Origin of the sequence: Pseudomonas sp. IT-93MI4 (genome assembly GCF_949767635.1) — a bacterium.
GTDB lineage: Bacteria > Pseudomonadota > Gammaproteobacteria > Pseudomonadales > Pseudomonadaceae > Aquipseudomonas > Aquipseudomonas putida_A.
The window spans coordinates 219,865-243,553 of record NZ_CATKPP010000055.1 but is presented as its reverse complement, the minus strand read 5'-3'; the positions used below and the strand labels follow the sequence as shown (position 1 = coordinate 243,553).

Annotated in this window: 18 protein-coding genes and 1 pseudogene; 13 read left to right on the top strand and 6 right to left on the bottom strand. The window is 60.6% G+C overall.

The window, feature by feature from the left end; genetic code table 11:
- Nucleotides 1-37: 37 nt before the first annotated feature.
- The 9 genes and pseudogenes from ACM6I7_RS22115 to cmoB all read left to right on the top strand — a co-directional run bounded on the left by ACM6I7_RS22115 (nt 38) and on the right by cmoB (nt 10,381).
- A complete protein-coding gene (locus tag ACM6I7_RS22115; RefSeq protein WP_336840485.1) occupies nt 38-2,449 on the top strand; it encodes a glucose/quinate/shikimate family membrane-bound PQQ-dependent dehydrogenase in 2,412 nt (803 codons plus the stop codon).
- Nucleotides 2,450-2,955: 506 nt separating this feature from the next.
- Nucleotides 2,956-3,321: a DUF6124 family protein gene (locus tag ACM6I7_RS22110; RefSeq protein ID WP_027612112.1), complete on the top strand. Its 366-nt coding sequence runs from the start codon at nt 2,956-2,958 to the stop codon at nt 3,319-3,321.
- A 755-nt stretch (nt 3,322-4,076) separates the two neighbouring features.
- A complete protein-coding gene (lon, locus tag ACM6I7_RS22105) occupies nt 4,077-6,494 on the top strand; it encodes an endopeptidase La (RefSeq protein WP_115988968.1) in 2,418 nt (805 codons plus the stop codon).
- A 179-nt stretch (nt 6,495-6,673) separates the two neighbouring features.
- A complete protein-coding gene (locus ACM6I7_RS22100; protein WP_027612114.1) occupies nt 6,674-7,102 on the top strand; it encodes a hypothetical protein in 429 nt (142 codons plus the stop codon).
- 46 nt (nt 7,103-7,148) lie between these two features.
- Nucleotides 7,149-7,226, top strand: a pseudogene (locus ACM6I7_RS22095) (hypothetical protein); the annotation flags it as partial.
- A 218-nt stretch (nt 7,227-7,444) separates the two neighbouring features.
- The gene (locus ACM6I7_RS22090; RefSeq protein WP_027612115.1) at nt 7,445-7,837 is read left to right on the top strand and encodes a protease inhibitor I42 family protein; all 393 of its coding nucleotides are present in this window, start codon (nt 7,445-7,447) and stop codon (nt 7,835-7,837) included.
- A 2-nt stretch (nt 7,838-7,839) separates the two neighbouring features.
- Nucleotides 7,840-8,475 (top strand): lysoplasmalogenase, encoded by a 636-nt coding sequence (locus ACM6I7_RS22085; RefSeq protein WP_178083270.1) that lies wholly within the window; start codon nt 7,840-7,842, stop codon nt 8,473-8,475.
- A 245-nt stretch (nt 8,476-8,720) separates the two neighbouring features.
- On the top strand, nt 8,721-9,428 hold the full coding sequence (cmoA, locus tag ACM6I7_RS22080; protein ID WP_208101786.1) for a carboxy-S-adenosyl-L-methionine synthase CmoA: 708 nt from the start codon (nt 8,721-8,723) through the stop codon (nt 9,426-9,428).
- Entirely contained in the window at nt 9,425-10,381 is a 957-nt protein-coding gene (gene cmoB / locus ACM6I7_RS22075) for a tRNA 5-methoxyuridine(34)/uridine 5-oxyacetic acid(34) synthase CmoB (RefSeq protein ID WP_414889280.1), read from the top strand. The genes cmoA and cmoB overlap by 4 nt, the downstream gene beginning before the upstream one ends.
- A gap of 134 nt (nt 10,382-10,515) precedes the next feature.
- Here the strand turns inward: cmoB and tadA are convergent, their stop codons facing one another.
- Both tadA and ACM6I7_RS22065 read right to left on the bottom strand, forming a co-directional pair.
- Nucleotides 10,516-11,013, bottom strand: coding sequence for a tRNA adenosine(34) deaminase TadA (gene tadA / locus ACM6I7_RS22070; RefSeq protein ID WP_414889279.1), 498 nt, complete (start codon nt 11,011-11,013; stop codon nt 10,516-10,518).
- Entirely contained in the window at nt 11,013-12,389 is a 1,377-nt protein-coding gene (locus ACM6I7_RS22065) for a multicopper oxidase family protein (protein ID WP_414889278.1), read from the bottom strand. The genes tadA and ACM6I7_RS22065 overlap by 1 nt, the downstream gene beginning before the upstream one ends.
- Nucleotides 12,390-12,622: 233 nt before the next feature.
- On the opposite strand from ACM6I7_RS22065, the gene ACM6I7_RS22060 reads away from it, so the two are divergent.
- Nucleotides 12,623-15,565, top strand: coding sequence for a membrane-targeted effector domain-containing toxin (locus ACM6I7_RS22060; RefSeq protein WP_414889277.1), 2,943 nt, complete (start codon nt 12,623-12,625; stop codon nt 15,563-15,565).
- A gap of 82 nt (nt 15,566-15,647) precedes the next feature.
- Here the strand turns inward: ACM6I7_RS22060 and guaA are convergent, their stop codons facing one another.
- From guaA to ACM6I7_RS22040, 4 genes are all read right to left on the bottom strand, one after another.
- Nucleotides 15,648-17,225, bottom strand: coding sequence for a glutamine-hydrolyzing GMP synthase (gene guaA / locus ACM6I7_RS22055; protein ID WP_027612122.1), 1,578 nt, complete (start codon nt 17,223-17,225; stop codon nt 15,648-15,650).
- Between the two features lie 99 nt (nt 17,226-17,324).
- Entirely contained in the window at nt 17,325-18,794 is a 1,470-nt protein-coding gene (guaB, locus tag ACM6I7_RS22050; protein WP_027612123.1) for an IMP dehydrogenase, read from the bottom strand.
- A 116-nt stretch (nt 18,795-18,910) separates the two neighbouring features.
- On the bottom strand, nt 18,911-19,459 hold the full coding sequence (locus ACM6I7_RS22045) for a hypothetical protein (protein ID WP_027612124.1): 549 nt from the start codon (nt 19,457-19,459) through the stop codon (nt 18,911-18,913).
- 173 nt (nt 19,460-19,632) lie between these two features.
- Nucleotides 19,633-20,406: a sulfite exporter TauE/SafE family protein gene (locus tag ACM6I7_RS22040; RefSeq protein ID WP_414889276.1), complete on the bottom strand. Its 774-nt coding sequence runs from the start codon at nt 20,404-20,406 to the stop codon at nt 19,633-19,635.
- Between the two features lie 100 nt (nt 20,407-20,506).
- On the opposite strand from ACM6I7_RS22040, the gene ACM6I7_RS22035 reads away from it, so the two are divergent.
- Genes ACM6I7_RS22035 through ACM6I7_RS22025 form a run of 3 tightly spaced genes read left to right on the top strand, consistent with a single transcriptional unit; the run spans nt 20,507 to nt 23,660 of the window.
- Nucleotides 20,507-21,421: a LysR family transcriptional regulator gene (locus tag ACM6I7_RS22035; protein WP_414889275.1), complete on the top strand. Its 915-nt coding sequence runs from the start codon at nt 20,507-20,509 to the stop codon at nt 21,419-21,421.
- 31 nt (nt 21,422-21,452) lie between these two features.
- Entirely contained in the window at nt 21,453-22,832 is a 1,380-nt protein-coding gene (xseA, locus tag ACM6I7_RS22030; RefSeq protein WP_108183714.1) for an exodeoxyribonuclease VII large subunit, read from the top strand.
- Between the two features lie 3 nt (nt 22,833-22,835).
- Nucleotides 22,836-23,660: a peptidoglycan DD-metalloendopeptidase family protein gene (locus ACM6I7_RS22025; RefSeq protein WP_096795524.1), complete on the top strand. Its 825-nt coding sequence runs from the start codon at nt 22,836-22,838 to the stop codon at nt 23,658-23,660.
- Nucleotides 23,661-23,689 lie beyond the last annotated feature (29 nt).

The following is a 23,689-nucleotide window of genomic DNA, read 5'->3' as shown; positions in this document are numbered from 1 at the left end:
AGCGCGGGACTACATAAACGTCACGGAGAATCACACTATGAGCACCGAAAGTGCTTCGAGTCGGGGCCGTCTGCTACCGAGCCTGCTCGGCATTCTGCTTCTACTGATGGGCCTGGCCATGCTGGCCGGGGGAGTAAAGCTGAGCATGCTCGGCGGCTCGCTGTACTACCTGCTGGCCGGTATCGGCATTGCGCTGAGCGGCATTCTGTTGCTGCTGCGTCGTCGTGCAGCGCTGGGTCTGTACGCCATCGTGCTGTTCGCCAGCACGGTCTGGGCCTTGTGGGAAGTCGGTCTGGACTGGTGGCAACTGGTGCCGCGTCTGGCCCTGTGGTTCGTTCTCGGCATCGTGATGTTGCTGCCGTGGTTCCGTCGTCCGCTGCTGCTCAATGGCCCGGCGCCGATGGGCACGGGTGGCCTGACCGTAGCCGTGGTGCTGGCCGGCGTCACTGCCCTGGCCAGCCTGTTCACCCACCCGGGCGAAACCTTTGGCGAACTGGGCCGCGACACCGCAGACATGACCAGCACCGCGCCGCAAATGCCTGATGGCGACTGGCAGGCCTATGGCCGCACCGAATTCGGTGACCGCTACTCGCCGCTGAAGCAGATCACTCCGGCCAACGTCGGCAAGCTGCAAGAAGCCTGGCGCATCCAGACCGGCGACCTGCCAACCGCAGATGACCCGGTCGAGCTGACCAACGAAAACACCCCGCTCAAAGCCAACGGCATGCTCTATGCCTGCACCGCGCACAGCAAAGTGCTGGCGCTGGATCCGGACACCGGCAAGGAACTGTGGCGCTTCGACCCGCAGATCAAGAGCCCGGTCGGCTTCAAGGGCTTCGCCCACATGACCTGCCGTGGCGTGTCGTACTACGACGAAGCCGCTTACGCCAAGTCTGAGAACGCTGCCTCGGCCGTTATCTCCGAAGCTGGCAAAGCCGTTGCTCAGGCTTGCCCGCGTCGCCTGTACCTGCCAACCGCCGATGCGCGCCTGATCGCCCTGAACGCCGACACCGGCAAGATCTGCGAAGGCTTCGGCAAAAACGGCGTGGTCGACCTGACCCAAGGCATCGGCCCGTTCACCGCCGGTGGCTACTACTCCACCTCGCCAGCGGCGATTACCCGTGATCTGGTGATCATGGGCGGTCACGTCACCGACAACGAGTCGACCAACGAGCCATCGGGCGTAATCCGCGCCTTCGACGTGCGCGACGGTCACCTGGTGTGGAACTGGGACAGCGACAAGCCGGACGCCACCGAGCCATTGGCGCCGGGCGAAACCTACAGCCGCAACTCGGCCAACATGTGGTCGCTGGCCAGCGTCGACGAAAAACTCGGCATGGTTTACCTGCCACTGGGCAACCAGACTCCAGACCAGTGGGGCGCCGACCGCACTCCAGGCGCCGAGAAATTCAGCGCCGGCATCGTCGCCCTCGACCTGGCCACCGGTAAAGTGCGCTGGAACTACCAGTTCACCCACCACGACCTGTGGGACATGGACGTTGGCAGCCAGCCAACCCTGCTCGACATGAAAACCGCCGACGGCGTGAAACCGGCGCTGATCGCCCCGACCAAACAGGGCAGCCTGTACGTCCTCGACCGTCGTGACGGCACGCCGATCATCCCGATCAAGGAAATCCCGGTTCCGCAAGGCGCCGTGAAAGGCGACCACACCGCACCGACCCAGGCCCGTTCGGACCTCAACCTGCTGGCCCCGGAACTGACCGAAAAAGCCATGTGGGGCGCCAGCCCGTTCGACCAGATGCTGTGCCGCATCCAGTTCAAGGAACTGCGCTACGAAGGCCAATACACGCCTCCGTCGGAACAGGGCAGCCTGATCTACCCGGGTAACGTCGGCGTGTTCAACTGGGGCGGCGTCTCGGTCGACCCGGTTCGCCAGATGCTGTTCACCAGCCCGAACTACATGGCCTTCGTCTCGAAAATGGTGCCACGCGAGAAAGTCGCCGCCGGCAGCAAACGCGAGAGCGAAACCGCTGGCGTGCAGCCAAACACCGGCGCGCCATACGCGGTGATCATGCACCCGTTCATGTCGCCACTGGGCGTACCGTGCCAGGCCCCGGCCTGGGGCTACGTTGCCGGTATCGACCTGACCACCGGTAAAGTCGTGTGGAAACGCAAGAACGGCACCAGCCGCGACAGCTCGCCAATCCCGATCGGCTTCACCCTGGGCGTGCCAAGCATGGGCGGTTCGATGGTCACTGCAGGCGGCGTCGGCTTCCTCAGCGGCACCCTCGACCAGTACCTGCGCGCCTACGACGTGAACACCGGTAAAGAACTGTGGAAATCGCGTCTGCCTGCCGGCGGCCAAGCGACCCCGATGACCTACACCGGCAAGGACGGCAAGCAATACGTGCTGCTCGTTGTTGGCGGTCACGGCTCGCTGGGCACCAAGATGGGTGACTATGTGATTGCGTACAAACTGCCGGAATAAGTTTCAGCGGCGGTAAAGGAAAGGCGATGTTCCGTGAGGGACATCGCCTTTTTTGTGCCCATCGATGTTGAATTCACCCCAAACACTGTAGGAGTGAGCCTGCTCGCGATAGCGGTATTTCAGTCAATACTTTCGGTGACTGATTTACCGCTATCGCGAGCAGGCTCACTCCTACAAAGGAAGGTGTTCCTCCTACAGAAGCGCGTTGTGAGCGGGAGATTTCCGACAGGATGCGTCGGTTGTGCCTCGGAAGTTGGCTGGATAGGCTCTGGTGGTCGCTGGAAATTCAGCGGCCGGGCGTCGCGGCCTGATAACTGATGCATAATCGCCAACCTGACAGCACCTCGGATGCCTGTTGGTTGTGTCATGGCGGCTGTGCGCGGGATACCTTCTTTGGGGGTATGCCGATTCCTCAGTTATCGGTCCGCGAACCCGCGTACAGCTGCCACCTCAGATTGCGTCGCGGCAATTGAAGGTAGCTCCACTTCACCAACTGAGAATTCACCATGATCAAACCCACACCCAATCCCCCAGAAACCTCGCCCTACGAATCCCTCGATTCCAGAAAACTCCACGACGCCGCCGAACGCGCCCTCGACCACTACCTGAAACCCTCCGCCGCCGCGGTGAGATTCCACAAACCCAGCAGCATGTTCCAGGTCGCCCCGGACATGGACAACGAAAGCCTGCTGGTTCACGCCTGCGAATCACTGGCCCAAGCCAGCCTCATGACCAGCGACATCGCCGCGTACATCGACATCCCGCAGCGCCGGACGATACTGGCCATTCAGCAAATCATCATGCTCGCCGAACTGGCGGTGAATCGGGTGCTGGATAATGTGGAAATCACCCAATCTGCGGCACACAGCTGAGCCATAGTGGGAGCGAGCTTGCTCGCGAAAGCGTCAGCACATCCAACACTTGCGGTGACTGACACACCGCTTTCGCGAGCAAGCCCGCTCCCACAGTGGAATTGGGTGAGTCAGGTGGAGATGGGTCGGCTCGTAGGCCGCCATCGCGAGCAGGCTCACTCCTACAGTTTGAACCCGGTGCATTCAGGTAGAGATTGGTCGGCTGTCAGGCCGCCATCGCTGGCAAGCCAGCTCCCACAGCTTTGATTTGTGCATGCCCCATGCGGCGCAGCCGCCCCACTCAAAACAATGAGCGCAAGCTCGAGTACCGCTCTTGATCTTGATCCACGGGCGACGTCGGAAGGCTTCGTTCCGGGATTGATCCGGGGGTGGGAGCGCAGCGACAGTTTGGCGCAGCCAAACACAGCGAGAGGAGGTGCAGCGAAGCAAACCGGAGGCGCTGCCCCACGGATCAGTCCCGCAGCGAAGGAACCCCGAGCCCCAGCGAGCGGGCCGAACGCAGGAGCAAGCCTTTTCGGTTACCTTTTCGGCGTCTGGAAAAGGTGACTCGCCGTAAGGGCGAAACCGCCAGCCGCCACACCCAAAAAAACGGATATACCCCCAAAACCCCAAGAACATGGTCGGCCCAAAGGCCGCCAAGTCCAAAGCGTGACGCCTGTCAAAACCCTGAACGCACAAGCAGAAACACCGCCCCCCATTGAAACCACCCAAAGCCTGCCCCATCTAAGACCCATACCCCATTGCGCAGGTGCCCCATGAGCGACCAGCAAGAATTCCCGGACAACCCAGACGACTACACCGAAGCAGAACACATCGAACACACCTCATCCGGCAAAGGCCTGGCCCTGCCCGGCCAGAACCTGCCGGACAAGGTCTACGTCATCCCGATCCACAACCGCCCGTTCTTCCCGGCCCAAGTGCTGCCGGTCATCGTCAACGAAGAACCCTGGGCCGAAACCCTCGATCTGGTGAGCAAATCCGACCACCACTCCCTGGCCCTGTTCTTCATGGACACGCCCCAGGAAGACCCGCGCCACTTCAACACCGGCGCCCTTCCCGAATACGGCACGCTGGTGAAGGTGCACCACGCCAGTCGCGAAAACGGCAAATTGCAGTTCGTCGCCCAAGGCCTGAGCCGCGTGCGCATCAAGACCTGGCTCAAACACCACCGCCCGCCGTACCTGGTGGAAGTCGAATACCCGCACCAGCCGACCGAGCCGACCGACGAGGTCAAGGCCTACGGCATGGCGCTGATCAACGCGATCAAGGAACTGCTGCCGCTCAATCCGCTGTACAGCGAAGAGCTGAAGAACTACCTCAACCGCTTCAGCCCCAACGATCCGTCGCCGCTGACCGACTTCGCCGCCGCCCTCACTTCGGCGACAGGTAATGAACTGCAAGAAGTGCTCGACTGCGTTCCAATGCTCAAGCGCATGGAAAAAGTCCTGCCGATGCTGCGCAAGGAAGTCGAAGTCGCGCGCCTGCAGAAAGAGATCTCCGCAGAAGTGAACCGCAAGATCGGCGAGCATCAGCGCGAGTTCTTCCTCAAGGAACAACTCAAGGTGATCCAGCAGGAACTCGGCCTGACCAAGGACGACCGCAGCGCCGACCTTGAACAGTTCGAACAACGCCTGGAAGGCAAAGTCCTCTCGCCACAGGCGCAGAAACGCATCGAAGAGGAAATGAACAAACTGTCGATCCTCGAGACCGGCTCGCCAGAGTACGCGGTCACCCGCAACTACCTCGACTGGGCGACCTCGGTGCCGTGGGGCGTGTACGGCGAGGACAAACTCGATCTCAAGTACGCGCGCAAGGTACTCGACAAACACCACGCCGGCCTCGACGACATCAAGGACCGCATCCTCGAATTCCTTGCGGTCGGTGCCTACAAAGGCGAGATCAGCGGCTCGATCGTGCTGCTGGTCGGCCCGCCGGGCGTGGGTAAAACCAGCGTCGGCAAATCCATCGCCGAATCCCTCGGCCGACCGTTCTACCGCTTCAGCCTCGGCGGCATGCGTGACGAAGCCGAGATCAAGGGCCACCGCCGCACCTACATCGGTGCGCAGCCGGGCAAACTGGTGCAGGCGCTGAAAGACGTCGAAGTGATGAACCCGGTGATCATGCTCGACGAGATCGACAAGATGGGCCAGAGCTACCAGGGCGACCCGGCGTCGGCGCTGCTGGAAACCCTCGACCCGGAACAGAACGTCGAATTCCTCGATCACTATCTCGACCTGCGCATGGACCTGTCGAAAGTCCTGTTCGTGTGCACCGCCAACACCCTGGATTCGATTCCCGGGCCGTTGCTGGACCGCATGGAAGTGATTCGCCTGTCGGGCTACATCACCGAAGAAAAAGTCGCCATCGCCAAGCGCCACCTGTGGCCGAAACTGCTGGAAAAGGCCGGCGTGTCCAAGGGCAGCCTGAGCATCAGCGACAGCGCGCTCAAGGCCTTGATCGACGGTTACGCCCGCGAAGCCGGGGTGCGCCAGCTGGAAAAACAGATGGGCAAACTGGTGCGCAAGGCGGTGATGAAGCTGATCGACGACCCGAAAGCGGTGATCAAGCTTGGCCCGAAAGACCTCGAAGCCTCGCTGGGCCATCCGGTGTTCCGCAATGAACAAGTGCTGTCGGGCACCGGTGTGATCACCGGTCTGGCCTGGACCAGCATGGGCGGCGCGACCCTGCCGATCGAAGCCACGCGGATTCACACGCTTAACCGTGGGTTCAAACTCACCGGACAACTGGGCGATGTAATGAAAGAGTCGGCGGAGATCGCCTACAGCTACGTCAGCTCGCACCTCAAACAGTTCGGTGGCGATGCGAAATTCTTCGACGAAGCCTTCGTCCACCTGCACGTACCGGAAGGTGCCACACCGAAAGACGGCCCGAGCGCCGGCGTGACCATGGCCAGCGCCCTGCTCTCGCTCGCCCGCAATCAGCCGCCGAAAAAAGGCGTGGCGATGACCGGCGAACTGACGCTGACCGGGCATGTGCTGCCGATTGGCGGAGTGCGCGAGAAGGTGATTGCGGCGAGAAGGCAGAAGATTTTCGAACTGATCCTGCCGGAGCCGAACCGCGGCAACTTCGAGGAGTTGCCGGATTATCTGAAGGAAGGGATTACGGTGCACTTTGCCAAGCGCTTTGCGGATGTAGCGAAAGTTCTGTTCTGATTCAGACATTGGTCGTTATCAATCAAACAACGATAACGACCAATACTTCTTCGCATAGCCGAGCACTTCTTAATTGCCAAGCGATATAAAAAACTGACATTTCTGACAGTCCCGAAGTTTTCTATCTTGAATAAGCTCTACCTTGTTTCTCCCCCCAGGTTAGACACAGGAGCTTCAAGATGAATAATTCAAAAGATGCAAGGGCGTTTGCTCGCGGTATTTTGACAGCCTACATTCCAGAGGACGTCAACTTCTCGACCGATAAACTAATCATAAGTACTCATAAAGAAACCCTAGCCCTGGAAGGAATCTACCACCGTACTGACCAACCGAACTTTTCAAGAAACGTCAGGGTTTTCCTGACAAAAAAAGACCAGAAGTATCCGGACAATGGCTGGCATAACTTTCCTGCAGAAAATATCAGAGTCGGATATGACGGAAATTTTAACGCCGATTTTTTTAGGACCATTCCGGGAGAAGGCGTTATTTTTCTCAACCTTGACCCTGCCACCCATTGCTACTCCTATGCTATGGATATAAGTTTCACAAAAGAGGGCAGTAACGAAAGTTTTCATGTTATCTGCTCATCTACAATGATCCATCAATAATCTGCTGCTGATCAAAATCAGCATTTTTGCATCGGCCGACGCTACGTTGCCGGATTATCTGAAGGAAGGCATTACCGTGCACTTCGCCAAGCGCTTTGCGGATGTGGCGAAAGTGTTGTTCTGACAGTTATCCAGAGCCTGACACGCCGCCTTCGCGAGCAAGCCCGCTCCCACAGGGTTCTGTAGTGAACACAGCATTTGTGGTCACCACACAACTACTATGGGAGCGGGCTTGCTCGCGAAGGTGTCTGTGGCAACACCACAGAACCGCCTGACCGTCACACTTTGTCTCATCTTCAGTTATGCTCGCCGTTCGTCGTCAACGCCGGAGCCACTGAGCCTATGTCCGCCACTCGTCTGTTTGTCCCTCTCGCCCTCTCTTTGCTGGCCGCCTGCGCCACGCAGCCAAAACAGAACGTGACCGTGGAAAACCAGAGCGAATGCCCCGTGCAGTTGACCAGCGGACAAAACCTGATCGTGATGCTGCCGAGCAACCCGACCACGGGCTATCGCTGGGCAATTCAGGATTCCGCCGGCGGCGTGCTACATGCACTCAGCCCTGAGGTTTACAGCAGTCCGAAAGATTCCGGCATGGTCGGCGCGGGCGGTTTTTCCACCTGGCGCTTCCAGGCCTTTGCCACCGGCAACGGCCGCCTGCGCCTGACCTCGCAGCAGCCCTGGGAACCGGAAGTCGAGCCGGCAGAAACCTTCGACTGCGCCATTTCGGTGAACTGATCGTGGGCTGGCTGATTCTGGCGCTGATGGGCGCGGTGACGTTTCTCTACGGTGTGAGCACGCATGCGGCATTGCTCTGCCTGTTGGTCAAACCGTTACCGGTGCTGGCGCTGCTCGGCTGGCTGCACGATGCGCCACCCAGCGACTATCGGCGCTGGATCAGTTTGGGGCTGATTTTCTCTGTGCTCGGTGACGTGTTGCTGGCGTGGCCGGGGGATTTGTTTGTGTTTGGTCTGGGTGCGTTTCTGGTGGCGCATCTGGCGTATCTCAAGGCTTACCTCAGCGACTGCAAACGGCTGGCGCTTTTGCCGCTGGTGCTCGCGCTCGGCGTCGGCGCGGTGCTGCTGGGGATTTTGATTTCCAGTGGCCTCGGGCCGTTGCTAGTGCCAGTGCTCGTCTATGGCACCGCGATCAGCGCCATGCTCTGGCGCGCCCTCGCCCGCCTCGGCACCGATGTGCCCAAGCGCTCGGCGTTGCTGGCGGCGGCGGGTGCGCTGGCGTTCGTGTTCTCCGACAGTGTGATTGGCATTGATCGCTTTGTGGCGCCGTTTCATGCTGCGCCGTACGTGATCATCCTCAGTTACTGGCTGGGGCAGTGGGGGATTGCCGCTTCGGCGTTTTCCGTGAAACACCGCTAACTTTGTAGTGAGGGGATTTATCCCCGATGGGCTGCGCAGCGGCCCTGAAACCGGTCAATCAGGTATGTCAGACAGACCGCAGGCACAGATCTTGGGGCTGCTTCGCAGCCCATCGGGGATAAATCCCCTCGCCACGTCGGACAACCCAAGCATCCCGACGCCACTTTGGCTAAAATGCCGGCCTTTTCATCAACACCGCCGGAACCGCCGTGAGCAAAGAACCCGATCGCATTTTCGCCCAGCCGATGGCCCAGGTGCCTGACTTCGCCTTCAACGAGGACGTGGTGCGGGTGTTCCCGGACATGATCAAGCGCTCGGTGCCGGGTTACCCGACCATTGTCGAAAACCTCGGCGTGCTGGCGGCGCAATTCGCCCAGCCGAACAGCGTGCTCTACGACTTGGGTGCCTCGCTCGGCGCCGTCACTCAAGCGCTGCGCCGTCACGTGCGCACCGACGGTTGCCGGGTGATCGCGGTGGATAACTCGGCAGCGATGGTCGAGCGTTGCCGCGAATACCTCAACGGTCAGGATTCGATGTTCCAGGAATTGCTGCCGGTCGAAGTGATCGAAGGCGACATCCTCGCGCTCGAATTCAAACCAGCCTCGGTGGTGGCGCTGAACTTCACCCTGCAATTCATCGCCCCCGAGCAGCGCACCGCGTTGCTCTCGCGTATTCGCCAGTCGCTGCTGCCCGGCGGCGCGCTGATTCTGTCGGAGAAACTGCGCTTCAACGATGCGCAAGAGCACGCGCTGCTCACCGATCTGCACGTCGCGTTCAAACGCGCCAACGGCTACAGCGAACTGGAAATTGCCCAGAAGCGCAGCGCCATCGAAAACGTCATGAAGCCCGACAGCCTCGAAGAACACCGCGAACGCCTGCTGGCCGCCGGGTTCTCGAAAGTCGTGCCGTGGTTCCAGTGTCTTAACTTTGCCTCGTTGATTGCCTTGCCATGATTGATCTGTCCCCCCTCGCCCGCCGCCTGGCCGGCACCCCGCTGGCCGACTGGGCCAACACCCTGCAAGTGCAACTCGACAAGAAAATGGAGAAAGGTCACGGCGATCTGGAGCGCTGGCAGAGCGCGCTGGACGCGTTGCCGAAACTTGAGCCGACTGAAGTCGATCTGCTCAACGGCCTGAAACTCGACACCGACTGCGACGACGAAACCCGCGCACAGATGCGCACCGCGCTGATGCGCCTGTCGCCGTGGCGCAAGGGGCCGTTCGACCTGTTCGGCGTGCACGTCGACACCGAATGGCGCTCGGACTGGAAGTGGTCGCGGGTCGCCCCGCATCTGGATCTGAAGGGCAAACGCATCCTCGACGTCGGTTGCGGCAACGGCTATTACATGTGGCGCATGCTCGGCGCCGGTGCCGACAGCGTGATCGGCGTCGATCCGAACTGGCTGTTCTTCTGCCAGTTCCAGGCCGTGCAGCGTTATCTGTCCGAGCCGAATGCCTGGCACCTGCCGTTCCCGTTCGAAGACTTGCCGCCGAACCTTGAAGGCTTCGACACAGTGTTTTCGATGGGTGTGTTCTACCATCGACGTTCGCCGATCGAGCATTTGCTGGCGCTGAAGGATTGCCTGGTCAAGGGCGGCGAACTGGTGCTGGAAACGCTGGTGGTGGAAGGCGACAAGCATCAAGTGCTGGTGCCGGAAGATCGCTACGCGCAGATGCGCAACGTGTGGTTCCTGCCATCGGTACCGGCGCTGGAGTTGTGGCTGCGTCGGGCAGGTTTCACCGATGTGAAATGCGTGGACATCAGCACCACCACCGTTGAAGAACAACGCGGTACCGAGTGGATGAAGTATCAATCGTTGAGCGACTTTCTTGATCCCGAGGATCACAGCAAGACCATCGAAGGGCTGCCGGCGCCGATGCGCGCGGTGATTGTCGCGAAGAAGTAACGATCCCTTCCAGACACTGCAAAAAAGTGTGGGAGCTGGCTTGCCAGCGATAACGGTGGATCAGTCGACATCAATGCTTGATGTGCCGACGCCATCGCTGGCAAGCCAGCTCCCACAGGGTTTGATGTTGTTCTTCAGCCTGCGGGTTTTGCCCGCCGCGCCCGGAAGAATTCGGTCAGCACCGCCCCACACTCCTCCGCCAGCACCCCACCCTCACACAACACCCGGTGATTCAAAAAGCCCTGGGTAAAGAATTGTCCCTGACTCTGCACGATCCCGGCCTTCGGTTCCAGCGCGCCATACACCACCCGCGCAATGCGTGAATGCACGATCAGCCCTGCGCACATGCTGCACGGTTCCAGCGTCACGTACAGCGTGCTGCCCGGCAGGCGATAGTTGTTGATGGCCTGGGCAGCAGCGCGGATCGCGACCATTTCCGCGTGGGCACTCGGGTCGCTGGTGGTGATCGGGCAGTTGTAGCCACGCCCGATGATCTCGCCGCTCTGCACCAGCACCGCGCCCACCGGCACTTCGCCGAGGGCTGCGCCTTGGGCAGCAAGCTCCAGCGCTTCACGCATGAAGTCGCGGTCACGGCTGCGGTCGATGATCGCGGCGGGGCGAATCTGGCGCATCACTTCACCTCGATGGCGGCCATCAGGCCGGTTTCCATGTGGTCGATCACGTGGCAATGGAACATCCATACCCCCGGGTTATCCGCCACCAGCGCCACTTGCGCACGCTCGTTCTTGCCCAGCAGATAGGTGTCGGTGAAGTACGGCGTGATCTTGTGCCGGTTCGACGCAATCACCTTGAAACTCATGCCGTGCAGGTGGATCGGGTGCTGATACTGGGTCATGTTCTTCAGTTCGAAGATATAGCTCTGGCCCAGCTTCAGGCTGGCAATCGGCCGATCGGCGCAGGTCTTGTCCGTGATGTCCCAGGCCTTGCCGTTGATCTGCCACAGGCTCGGTGGCTTGCCGTTGTCGACATTCACCGACACCGAACCGACCCATTCGAAATTGAAGTTGAGTTTTTCGGCATTCGCCAGATCCGGCTCGGCCACCGGGTTGGCGGGCAAGGCTTTCGGCCACGTGGTCGGCGCATCGTTATTGGCCACCGAGCGCAAGGTTCCCAGTCGCACCGGGCCGTTGCGCAGCGACAACTCTTCACCGGCCGGTGGCGCCTTGATCGCCAGACAAATACGCATGCCCGGGCCGAGCCAGTATTCCTTGCCCAGCGGCCGCGGCTCGATCGGGTTGCCGTCCAGCGCATAGATCTGCGCTTCAACGCCGGGGATGTTGATGCGATACGTCAGGGTGTTGTCGAGATTGAGCAAACGCACGCGGGTGATCTGCCCCGCCGGCAACTCGATCACCGGCATTGGTACGCCGTTGATGGTCGACAAGCGCCCCGCCGTACCGCCACGCGCCGCTTCACGGGGGATGCTGAACTCGACGAAATTGCCTTGCTCGTCAATGTGCCAGTTCTTCAGACTCAGGGTCTTTTCGTACTTGAAACCGGTCGGCTCGCGCTCTTCGACAATCAACGGCCCGACCAGCCCGCGGCCCAGCTCCTCGCTGCTGCTGACGTGCGGGTGATACCAGTAGCTGCCGGCGTCCGGCACGCGGAATTTGTAATCGAAGTATTCACCGGGCAGCACCGGCAATTGCGAGACGTACGGCACACCGTCCATCTCCAGCGGCAGACGGATGCCGTGCCAGTGAATGGTGGTCGCCACCGGCAGATGGTTGATGAAACGCACCCGCAACCACTCGCCCTGACGCACACGCAGTTCGGTGCCCGGCGCCGATGGGCCGAACGCCCAGGCCTCGGTCTTGTGCCCAGGCACCAGCTCAACATCCAGTGGCGCCGCGATCAGCTCGTAGTCGTGGCCCGCGTCAGCGTCGGCCATCTTGCCCAGCCAGTAACGCGACGCACCTCCCGCTCCGACACCAACGACAACAAGACCGGCCAGGCCACCGAGGATTTGGCGACGGGTAAAGGACATGAACTCAACTACCTCACGTATCTGCGTCGGGCACCGGGCACCGGGCCCGCAAAAGGCAAATACGATACACCTGCAATTGCGAAACAGTAAGGGCAGCGCGGCGGATGGACGCAGTTGCGCCTCGCGCGTACACGATTTCGATCGATCAAGTGACATAACTATGTAGTGCACATGCATCGAACAGCCGGGCCATCCTGTGCCACCCGTTTCTCAAGGAAAGAGAGCCCAAACACATGCCCAACCCGATGCCCAACGCCGCCGACAAGGCCGCGCTCAAGGCGATTGCCGCCACCGTCATCCAGACCTGCCCGAGCCTGCAGGACGCTGCTCGACAGGTCGCCAGCGACTTGTTGATCAAATACCAGATCCACGGTCTGGATCCGGATCAAGTGTATTTCCACCGCTTCGACGCCTCGCAAAGCAGTTCGAAAGCCTTCACCGGCTGGGAGCATGTGCACGCCACGCCCACTTCAAGCATGACCCTGACCCAGTTGGTGATTCACCGCTTCCGCGTCACCGATCAGGACAACGCCGACCTGCTCGACGTCTATGGCGGTTTCTATACTGCCGGTCCCGATGCCCGCACCTTCGATGAACGCAATGAAGTGCGCCTGCACGGCAACGATGTGCTCAAGGACTTCTGGAGCATCGACTTCAGCGCACTGTACGACGCTCAACTGAACGCTTTCTGGAATACCAGCGGCAGCGACTTTCGTACCCTGGCCAAGTGCAACTTCCTGATCAAAGCGCTGCAGGCGCGGGACAAACGTCAGCTGAGTGGCGAGGATTTCCAGTTCGTCACGCAAGCGGCGATCGGCCCGCTGACGTGGCCAGTCAGCCTGCCAATGCTGCAGACCAGCCACCCTTGCCCGGACAGTGTGCGCACGCTGGACATTGCCGGTTACGCCGCTACCAACGTCCTGCGTTTCGTCATGCCCCAGGGTAGGCAGATCCTCTACCTGCCCGGCAACAGCGATGCCTTCCATGTACTGGAAAGCGCCACCGACCTGCACTTCTGGATCCTGCAGCGGATGAACACACCTGCGGCGCGCGAGACATTCCTTGCGCATTTCTCGCTGGCCGACCGGCAGCAGATCAACGCCAATCTTGGTGACCTGATGAATCGCCTGGTGGCTACATGGGGCCGCTACGACCATTCGCTGATCAATCAGGACAACCGCGCGGTCAGTGGCGACGCCTTTACTTGGCTGAGTGACTCGACCCGCACGGCGATGTTTGCAGAAGCCAGCCTGTCCCTGACCTCCAACGGTGACCTGCGCAAGAAGCTGTGGATCGGCTACCTCAGCGCCGGGGTCAAGGTGTTCGGGCCAATGGCCGTGGTCGGCTGGCCAATCGCATTGCCAGTGATCGGCGCCAGCATTGCCAACATGGGGCTGAACATCGATCAGGCAGTCAATGGCAAAACCGCCGCCGAGCGCAAGGCCGGGATTGTCGGTGCGGTGCTCAGCGGCATCGACATGCTGTTCAACCTGCTGGTACTCAAAGGCCCGGGTTCGCTGACCGAGGTCGGCCCCGAAGTGGATGCCGCCGAGGCAGCGGAGATGGCCGACCTGACTGATAAAGTCGGGACGCCGATGGGTGGGCCTCAGCCGTCGATTGCCACGCCCCTGATTGAAGACACCCCGCGACCGGTCATTCCGCCGAGCTGGCAAGCCAATGAGTTGCTCGACGGCATTACGCCGGTGAGCGAGCCCGGAAAATTCCAGGGCATTTATCTACTCGATTCGAACCCCTCAACCGCCATCCTGATGGACGACACCGCTTATTACGTACGCTACGAAGCCGACATCAACGGCAGCGGACACTGGGCGGTCATCGATCCCGAGCACCCCCACGGCTTTACTCGCTCGATCCCGGTACGCCTGAACCCTGAGGGTGAATGGGAAGCCATGCCTCGCGCAGGACTCGCCGGCGGTGGCAAACCTTCGGCACTGGCCGGATCAAGCAGCCGCAGCCCGCTGACCGCCCTGCCCGCCTCGCAATACGACGTACCCGCACCGCTCAAGGCGCATCTGGAGGAAGGCGCGGCCGGGCTGAATGACGAGGCCTTGCGTGACTTCTACGACAGCCTGAACGAGTTCGATGCCTACCGCGACTTCAAGGTCATCCGCAAACGCCTGTATCACGATGCACTGGATTTTTTCAGCACGCTGCGCCTGCCCGATCGTCCTCCGGTGCCCGCCCTGGCGGCGGACGCGACTGCTGAGGAGATCATCGAAAAAATCCTCGAACATGCCCGGGGCCTGGTGCTCGGCGAGAGCCACACGGCCATCGGCAGCAAGCAATGGCTGATCGAGAACATGCCATTGCTCGCCAGCAAAAAGGTGAAGAGCCTGTACATGGAGCACCTGCTGACCGACTTCCATCAAGCCGCGCTGGATGAGTTCTTCCGCACCGGCAACATGCCGCAAAAACTCGAGGCCTATCTCAAGGCACTCGACGTCGGCAACATGACCGATCCGCTGGAGCGCTACACGTTCCTGGAACTGGTCAAGGAAGCCAGAAAGCAGGGGATCCATGTACAAGCCATCGATTGCATGGCGAGTTACCGACTCAACGGCATGGACTTGCCATTGGGCAACAACACCGCGCGGCAGAAAATGATGAATTACTTCGCGCGTCTGATGATCCGTGCCGATCAGTCCGCACGCGGCGCACACAAATGGGTGGCGCTGATGGGCAACTCTCACTCCAACACTTTTGATGGGGTTGCCGGCGTCAGCGAACTGGAAGAGGCGATCGGCATTCGCGTCGAGGATGTCGCCGAAGGGACTTCACGGGGCATTGAAGTCGATCCCGGAAGAATCCTGCCCTTGGGCGGTACGGCGCACGATCGTTCCGCGCTGGTCAGAGGCGACTTGCGCCTGCAAATCGAAACACCCTGGACCGCGCACACCATGACCGAATTCGAAACCTTGTTACCTCGCCATGGCATGTACTCCCTGAAGCAACAACCCAATCTGACGTTCATCGTGCACCGCAGTCGTTCGCGAGAACTGGTGCGGACCGTCATCGAAACCGACGGCAAACGCTTCTACATTGAACGCCCCGGCTGGCCTTCGGTGAGCGGTAAACGCTACCCGAGCATGAAAGCGCTGCTGCAAGCTCTGGATGACATGGGCATGCAACTGGGTGGCTGGTCAAAACCGCTGTAACGCAAAAACAGAAAAGCCGTGTGAAACGGATTTCACACGGCTTTTCGGTTACAGCGATCAAGCCTTTACGGCTTGCTCGGCATTATTCCCACTCAATGGTCGCCGGCGGCTTGCTCGACACGTCGTAAGTGACGCGCGAAATGCCTTCGATTTCATTGATGATGCGGCCGGAGACGGTTTCCAGCAGTTCGTAAGGCAGGTGTGCCCAACGTGCGGTCATGAAGTCGATGGTTTCCACGGCACGCAGGGCCACGACCCAGGCGTAACGACGGCCGTCGCCGACCACGCCAACCGATTTCACTGGCTGGAACACCACGAAGGCCTGGCTGACTTTGTGGTACCAGTCGGCTTTGCGCAGTTCTTCGATGAAGATATGGTCGGCGCGACGCAGCAGGTCGGCGTATTCCTTCTTCACTTCACCGAGGATGCGCACGCCCAGACCCGGGCCCGGGAACGGGTGACGGTAGACCATGTCGTACGGCAGGCCCAGTTCCAGACCCAGACGACGGACTTCGTCCTTGAACAGTTCGCGCAGTGGCTCGACCAGTTTCAGGTTCATCTCTTCCGGCAGGCCGCCCACGTTGTGGTGCGACTTGATCACGTGCGCCTTGCCGCTTTTCGCGCCAGCCGACTCGATCACGTCCGGGTAGATGGTGCCCTGTGCCAGGTACTTGATGTTGTCCAGCTTGCAGGATTCGGCATCGAACACGTCGATGAAGGTACGGCCGATGATCTTGCGCTTCTTCTCTGGATCGGCTTCGCCGGCCAGGTTGTTCAGGAACTGGTCTTCCGCGTTGGCGCGGATCACCTTGACGCCCATGTTCTCGGCGAACATGGCCATCACTTGCTCGCCTTCGTGCAGACGCAGCAGGCCGTTGTCGACGAAGACGCAGGTCAGTTGATCGCCGATGGCTTTGTGCAGCAGCGCCGCAACCACCGAGGAGTCAACGCCGCCGGACAGACCCAGCAGCACGTTGTCGGTGCCGACCTGTGCGCGGATGTTGGCGATGGCGTCTTCAGCGATCTTCGACGGAGTCCACAGGGCTTCACAGCCGCAGATGTCGAGCACGAAGCGCGAGAGGATGCGACCGCCCTGCTTGGTGTGGGTCACTTCCGGGTGGAACTGCACGCCGTAGTAAGCGCGCTCGTCGTTGAACATGCCGGCGATCGGGCAGCTTGGGGTGCTGGCCAGGATGTGGAAGTCTTCCGGCATCTTGGTGACCTTGTCACCGTGGCTCATCCACACGTCGAGACCGAACAGGCCGTCGGCGTCGATGTGGTCCTCGATGCCGTCGAGCAGGCGGCTCTTGCCGACTACGTCAACGCGAGCGTAACCGAACTCACGCAGCTCGGAACCTTCAACCTTGCCGCCCAGTTGCTCGGCCATGGTCTGCATGCCGTAGCAGATACCGAAGACCGGCACGCCCAGATCGAAGACTGCCTGTGGGCAGCGCGGGCTGTTGGCTTCGTGCACGGACTCGGGGCCGCCGGCGAGGATGACGCCTTTCGGTGCGAATTCGCGGATCGCCTCTTCGTCCATGTCGAACGGGTGCAGCTCGCAATACACACCGATCTCGCGCACGCGGCGGGCAATCAGTTGGGTGTATTGCGAACCGAAGTCGAGGATCAGGATGCGGTGAGCGTGAATGTCGAGGGCCATGATTCAGTCTCGTCTAAGTAATTCAGAAACAGTCGTGATTCAGAAACAACTCGGGGCTGAATAAAACAGCCCCGGTTGCTTAACGATTTGCTTGAAGCATCAACCTACGCGGTAGTTTGGCGCTTCTTTGGTGATCTGCACGTCGTGAACGTGGGATTCGGCCATACCGGCACCGGTGATCCGCACGAACTCAGGCTTGGTGCGCATTTCTTCGATGTTGGCGCTGCCGGTGTAACCCATCGAGGAACGCAGACCGCCCATCAACTGGTGGATGATCGCCGTCAGGGTGCCTTTGTACGGCACACGGCCTTCGATCCCTTCCGGAACGAGCTTCTCGGCGCCTGCCGAGGAGTCCTGGAAGTAACGGTCGGAAGAACCTTGCGCCTGAGACATGGCGCCCAGCGAACCCATGCCGCGATAAGCCTTGTACGAACGGCCCTGGAACAGTTCGATCTCGCCCGGGGCTTCTTCAGTACCGGCGAACATCGAACCCATCATCACGCAGGACGCACCGGCCACGATGGCCTTGGACAGGTCACCGGAGAAACGGATGCCGCCGTCGGCGATCAACGGTACGCCAGTGCCTTCAAGGGCAGCGGCGACGTTGGCGATGGCACTGATTTGCGGCACGCCGACACCGGCGACGATACGGGTGGTGCAGATCGAGCCAGGGCCGATACCGACCTTGACCGCATCGGCACCCGCTTCGGCCAGGGCCTTGGCGGCTGCGCCGGTGGCGATGTTGCCGCCGATCACCTGCACTTCAGGGAAATTCTCTTTGACCCAGCGAACGCGGTCGATCACGCCCTTGGAGTGACCGTGTGCGGTGTCGACCACCACCACGTCCACACCGGCGTTGACCAGCGCGGCAACGCGGTCACCGGTGTCTTTACCGGTACCGACGGCAGCGCCAACGCGCAGACGACCTTGATCGTCCTTGCTGGCCAGCGGGTAGGCTTTGGCTTTTTCGATGTCTTTGACGGTCATCATGCCTTTGAGGGCAAACTTGTCGTCGACGATCAGGACTTTTTCCAGGCGGTGCTTGTGCAGCAGCTCGCGAACTTCGTTCTTGTCGGCGCCTTCACGCACGGTGACCAGACGCTCTTTAGGCGTCATCACTTCACGTACGGTGGCTTCCAGACGGGTTTCGAAGCGGACGTCACGGGAGGTGACGATGCCGACCAGGTCGCCATCGTGCAGCACCGGAACGCCGGAAATGTTATGCATGCGGGTCAGTTCGAACAGGTCACGCACCGTGGCATCAGCCTCGATGGTGATCGGATCTTTCACGACGCCGGCTTCGAACTTCTTGACCTTACGCACTTCGGCAGCTTGCTGCTCGATGGTCATGTTCTTGTGGATGATACCGATACCACCTTCCTGAGCCATGGCGATTGCCAGACGGGCTTCAGTAACGGTGTCCATGGCGGCAGAAACCAGAGGAATATTCAGCTCGATGCCACGGGTAAGGCGGGTCTTGAGACTGACTTCGTTAGGAAGCACCTCGGAATAACCAGGCACTAGGAGAATGTCGTCGAATGTCAGAGCTTCTTGGCTGATACGCAGCATCGCGGGGGCTCCCGAGCGGGAAAATGGAAGCGCGCCATTATAGTCAGACACCCCCTGCTGTTCAATGTAAAACTCAGCTTAATATCAATGTTGCTGATATACGGAGACCCCCGCCGCTACAGCTCCACCTTGACCCAAGAGACAGGTTGATCGAGCCAATCGGCGAACTCATCGATAAAGCTCTGCTTGAACCCGGCTTCCAGCCAGTTGTTGAAGATGAAGCCGAGGTTGGAAAACGCACATTCCTGCAAGAACAGAAAGCCGTTGATGTCGTCTTCATGCCCGCATTCCGGGCAGGTGAAGTTGTCGGTGCGGCCTGGAAACCAGTCTTCCAGGCTTTCGAACAGCGCTTCGCCAACTTCGCGGCGGCACTCGGCGCACCCGGCTTCTTCGAGAAAGCCCTTGGCCGGCGTGTAGATGCAGCGCTTGACGATGATCTCCAGGCCGTTGATCGGCTCACCGAAGGGCAGCGCCTCGGGGTGCAGCACCACCGCACGCGCGCCGTCGGCAATCGCATGGGCCATGCGATTGCCGGTGCGGCCGCAAGTGGTCAGCTGTTCTTCGATGATGTTCTTGCGCACCAGCCAGCGCACGATCGCCCGCGCCCGGGGTTCGTGGACCGGCAGGGTGGAGATTTTCGGGACGATGATGCTTTGCGAATTCATGGTGCAAGCCTGCTGCAAATACCGAGATTTACCCCTGTAGGAGTGAGCCTGCTCGCGATAGCGGTGGGTCAGACACATCAAGATCAACTGATACACCGCTATCGCGAGCAGGCTCACTCCTACAAAGGAATTGCGGCCGGCAGCTTAATCCCTGACGAAATCCGGTCAAGTGCTCACGCCATACTAATAATGTAGCGTCCGATCAACGCAATCCCGCTCGCCAGCACCAGCCAGGTCACCAATCGCACAAACGCCTCGCGCGACAACTTCATGGTCAAACGCCGCCCGATCCACAGGCCCAGCGCCATGGCCGGCAACAGACACAGCGCCAGCATCAACAAGGGCAGCTCGGCATACACCCCGGCGATCGCAAACAAACTCAAACGCACCACGGTGCTGCAACTGATCAGTGCACTTTGCGTGGCCCGCGCCGCGCCCTTGGGCAGGCGGCTGTTGAGATAGATCGCATATAGAAAGCCGCCACTGCCAAACAGCGCGCCAAACAGGCCGCCTACCGTGCCCATCGGCAGCGCCCATGCGGCAGACAACTGCGTCGGCCGGGTTTTCACCCACAGGCTGTAAACCGCATAAGTGCTGATGAACAGCCCCATCAACAGCAGCAACAGGTCGGATTTGAGGTTGAGCAGGAAAATCACCCCTAAAGTGCACCCCACCGCCATGCATGGCAGCAGCCGCAACAACTCGGGCTTGGCCACATCCCGGCGCGAGGGCAGCAGGTTGCCGAACGCCGCGACGAAATCCAGCAGCACCAGTAGCGGCACGATTTTCGACAACGGCATGAACAGAATCAGAATCGGCCCCGCGACCAGCGCCGTACCGAACCCGGCAATCCCGAACACGATATAGGCCAGCGCGATTCCCGAGCCGATCACTACCCAGCCGCCCGCGCCCCATGTCCATTCACTCAACAACCCCGCCACGCTCATCGGTCTACTTCCTTTATAAGCCTGTGATGACTTTAGCCAGCACCAAGCCTTGCGACTAATATGTTCAAAGCCACTCACTCATCTCGAAAAGGCATACCTGGTGCTTTCAACCCGTCAACTGCGCTACTTCGTGGAAATCGCCGAATGTGGCAGCTTCAGTGCGGCGGCTGAACGCCTGTTCATCGCGCAGTCGGCGCTGAGCCGGCAGATCAAGGACATGGAAAACCGCCTGCAAACCCCGCTGTTCGAACGCACCGCACGCCAGCCCCGGCTCACGGCGGCGGGTGAGGCGTTTCTGCCCCGGGCCAGAAACCTGCTCAATGAGCTGAGCAAAGCCAGCGCGATGACCACTGAGGTCGGTAACGGACAATTGGGTACTTTGCGCCTGAGTCATTCCAGCACCGTGTCGATCAGCGGGCATTTATTATGTCGGATCAGCACTTATCTCGATCAGCAACAGGGCGTGTCGCTGGACATCGGCAAGCTGTCCTCCGAGGCGCAGCTTGAGGAACTCGCGGAAGGACGCCTCGACATTGGCCTGTTGCGCCTGCCCGTTTTGCGTCAGCGCGACGGCATTCAGGTTGTGCCGTTGTTCACCGAACGCCTGCTGCTGGCGGTGCCGAACGATCATCGCCTGGCCGATTCAGCCGCTGTCGAATTGGCGCAACTGAAGGACGAGCCGTTTATCTCGATCCCGCATCCGCAGCGTGGCGGGCTTAGCTATTTGTGTGCCGACCTGTGTATGCGTCAGGGCTTTTTTCCCAAAGCGGCGCGGGTGATGTCGCGCAAAACTACGCAGTTGCAGTTGATCCAAGCTGGATTCGGCATCGCCCTGCTGCCCGAATCAATGCAGGACATCGCCCCCGGCGGTGTACGATTTCTGCCGCTGAGCGATCCCGATTGCCAAAGCACCGTCGCCCTCGCCCATCGCCAGAACCCCACGTCACTGGTTCAACACTTCATCCAGACCTTCACAAATCCTCCCTACAAGGGGTTTTCTGTTGGGTCATGGTGATCGACAGGCAAATGCCCTTAAACTGCGCCCCATGATTAAAGATCCCTTTGCAAGACTTGGCCTGGACCGTGAAGTCCTGACCGTCAGCCAGCTCAACGGCCGCGCGCGGGTGTTGCTCGAAGACGTGTTCAGCAACATCTGGGTCGAAGGCGAAATCTCCAACCTCGCCCGCCCCGCGTCCGGCCACGTGTATTTCACCCTCAAGGACAGCGGTGCGCAGGTGCGTTGCGCGCTGTTCCGCAATAATGCGGCGCGGGTGCGTCAGGCGCTGAAGGACGGTCTGGCCGTGAAGGTACGCGGCAAGGTCTCGCTGTTCGAAGGACGTGGCGACTATCAGCTGATTCTCGATACCGTGGAGCCGGCCGGTGACGGCGCGCTGCGCCTGGCCTTCGATGCGCTGAAGGAAAAGCTCAGCGCCGAAGGTCTGTTCAGTGCCGAACGCAAAGTGCCGCTGCCGGCGCATCCGCAGCGCATCGGCATCATCAGTTCGCCGACCGGCGCGGTGATTCGCGACATCATCAGCGTGTTCCGCCGGCGGGCGCCGCAGGTGCAACTGACGCTGATCCCGACCGCCGTGCAGGGCCGCGAAGCCACGGCCCAAATCGTCCGCGCGCTGAAAATGGCCGACGCCCGTGGTTTCGACGCACTGATCCTCGCCCGTGGCGGTGGTTCGCTGGAAGACCTCTGGTGCTTCAACGAAGAAGCCGTGGCTCGCGCGGTCGATGCCTGCGTGACGCCGATTGTCAGCGCCGTCGGGCATGAAACCGACGTGTCGATCAGTGACTTCGTGGCTGACGTGCGCGCACCAACACCCTCCGCTGCCGCCGAGCTGTTGGCACCAGATTCGAGTCACCTGATCCGTCAGGTCGAAAGCCTGCACCGGCGTCTGGTGATGCGCATGCGCGACCGGCTGATGCGCGATCGTCTGCGCCTGGAAGGCATGGCCCGCCGTCTGCGCCACCCCGGCGAACGCCTGCGTCAGCAAGCGCAACGCCTGGATGACCTGGACATGCGCATGCGCCGGGCGTTCGAACGCCAACTGAATACCCGCCGCGAGCGTTTGATCCGTCTGGAAACCCGCCTCGCCGGGCAACATCCGGGGCGGCAACTGGCGATGCTGCGCCAGCGCCTCGACAGCCTCGCCGAACGCCTGCCGCGAGCCATGCGCGAAGGCCTGAAAAGCCGTCGCCTGCAACTGCACAGCCAGATGCAGACGCTGCATGTGGTCAGTCCGCTGGCGACCCTCGGCCGTGGCTACAGCATTCTGCTCGATGAGCGCGGGCACGCCATTCGCAACGCCGCGCAGACCCACACCGGCCAACGCCTGAAGGCCAGACTGGGCGAAGGCGAACTGCAAGTGCGCGTCGAGGACAACCACCTGACGCCTGTCACCCTTTCTTTACTGGACTGATCCATGCCGCGTTTTTTTGCTCCGTTATTGTTGCTGTGCCTGACCTCCTTCAACGCCCACGCCGACAGCTACATCACCCGTTTGCTGAACAAACCGGTGCCGGGCGGCGTCGCGGTGGTCGATCTGGGCAGCGCCGCGCAGGCACCAAAAGCCACCTATCAAGGCAAACCGGTGCTGGTGGTGAAAGAACAGAACAACTGGCTGGCGATTGTCGGTGTGCCGCTGACGGTCAAACCCGGCAGCCAGCAGATCAGCAGCGGCGGGCGCAATCTGCCGTTCACTGTTGGCACCAAGAAATACCCGGAACAGCACATCACCCTGAAGAACACTCAACAGGTCAATCCGAACCCGGCCAACCTCAAGCGCATCGAGGGTGAACTGGCCGAGCAGATCAAGGCCTACCGCAGCTTCAGTCCGAATACCCCGAGCAACCTGCTGCTGGACAAACCGGTCAACGGGCCGCTGTCGAGCAAGTTCGGTGTGCGCCGTTTCTTCAATGGCGAAGAGCGCAACCCCCATGCCGGCCTCGACTTTGCGGTGCCGGCCGGCACGCCGATCAAAACCCCGGCAGCGGGCAAAGTGATTCTGACCGGCAACTATTTCTTCAATGGCAACACGGTGTTTGTCGATCACGGCCAGGGCTTTATCAGCATGTTCTGCCACATGTCGAAAATCGACGTGAAGGTCGGCGATCAACTGGCCCGTGGCGCGGTGGTTGGCAAGGTCGGCTCGACTGGCCGGGCGACCGGGCCGCACATGCACTGGAACATCAGCCTGAACGATGCGCGGGTGGATCCGGCGATTTTCATTGGTGCGTTCCAACCGTAATTCCTGATTGAGGCTACCGGCCCCTTCGG

Bases quoted from the DNA above. Each gene is read 5' to 3' on its own strand.
- cmoA (WP_208101786.1), top strand. From the start codon at position 8,721: ATGGCCCAGGTGCCTGACTTCGCCTTCAACGAGGACGTGGTGCGGGTG.
- ACM6I7_RS22090 (WP_027612115.1), top strand. From the start codon at position 7,445: ATGTCCGCCACTCGTCTGTTTGTCCCTCTCGCCCTCTCTTTGCTGGCC.
- tadA (WP_414889279.1), bottom strand. From the start codon at position 11,013: ATGCGCCAGATTCGCCCCGCCGCGATCATCGACCGCAGCCGTGACCGC.
- guaA (WP_027612122.1), bottom strand. From the start codon at position 17,225: ATGGCCCTCGACATTCACGCTCACCGCATCCTGATCCTCGACTTCGGT.
- cmoB (WP_414889280.1), top strand. From the start codon at position 9,425: ATGATTGATCTGTCCCCCCTCGCCCGCCGCCTGGCCGGCACCCCGCTG.
- guaB (WP_027612123.1), bottom strand. From the start codon at position 18,794: ATGCTGCGTATCAGCCAAGAAGCTCTGACATTCGACGACATTCTCCTA.
- ACM6I7_RS22110 (WP_027612112.1), top strand. From the start codon at position 2,956: ATGATCAAACCCACACCCAATCCCCCAGAAACCTCGCCCTACGAATCC.
- ACM6I7_RS22065 (WP_414889278.1), bottom strand. From the start codon at position 12,389: ATGTCCTTTACCCGTCGCCAAATCCTCGGTGGCCTGGCCGGTCTTGTT.
- ACM6I7_RS22025 (WP_096795524.1), top strand. From the start codon at position 22,836: ATGCCGCGTTTTTTTGCTCCGTTATTGTTGCTGTGCCTGACCTCCTTC.
- xseA (WP_108183714.1), top strand. From the start codon at position 21,453: ATGATTAAAGATCCCTTTGCAAGACTTGGCCTGGACCGTGAAGTCCTG.
- ACM6I7_RS22100 (WP_027612114.1), top strand. From the start codon at position 6,674: ATGAATAATTCAAAAGATGCAAGGGCGTTTGCTCGCGGTATTTTGACA.
- ACM6I7_RS22045 (WP_027612124.1), bottom strand. From the start codon at position 19,459: ATGAATTCGCAAAGCATCATCGTCCCGAAAATCTCCACCCTGCCGGTC.
- lon (WP_115988968.1), top strand. From the start codon at position 4,077: ATGAGCGACCAGCAAGAATTCCCGGACAACCCAGACGACTACACCGAA.
- ACM6I7_RS22115 (WP_336840485.1), top strand. From the start codon at position 38: ATGAGCACCGAAAGTGCTTCGAGTCGGGGCCGTCTGCTACCGAGCCTG.
- ACM6I7_RS22040 (WP_414889276.1), bottom strand. From the start codon at position 20,406: ATGAGCGTGGCGGGGTTGTTGAGTGAATGGACATGGGGCGCGGGCGGC.
- ACM6I7_RS22060 (WP_414889277.1), top strand. From the start codon at position 12,623: ATGCCCAACCCGATGCCCAACGCCGCCGACAAGGCCGCGCTCAAGGCG.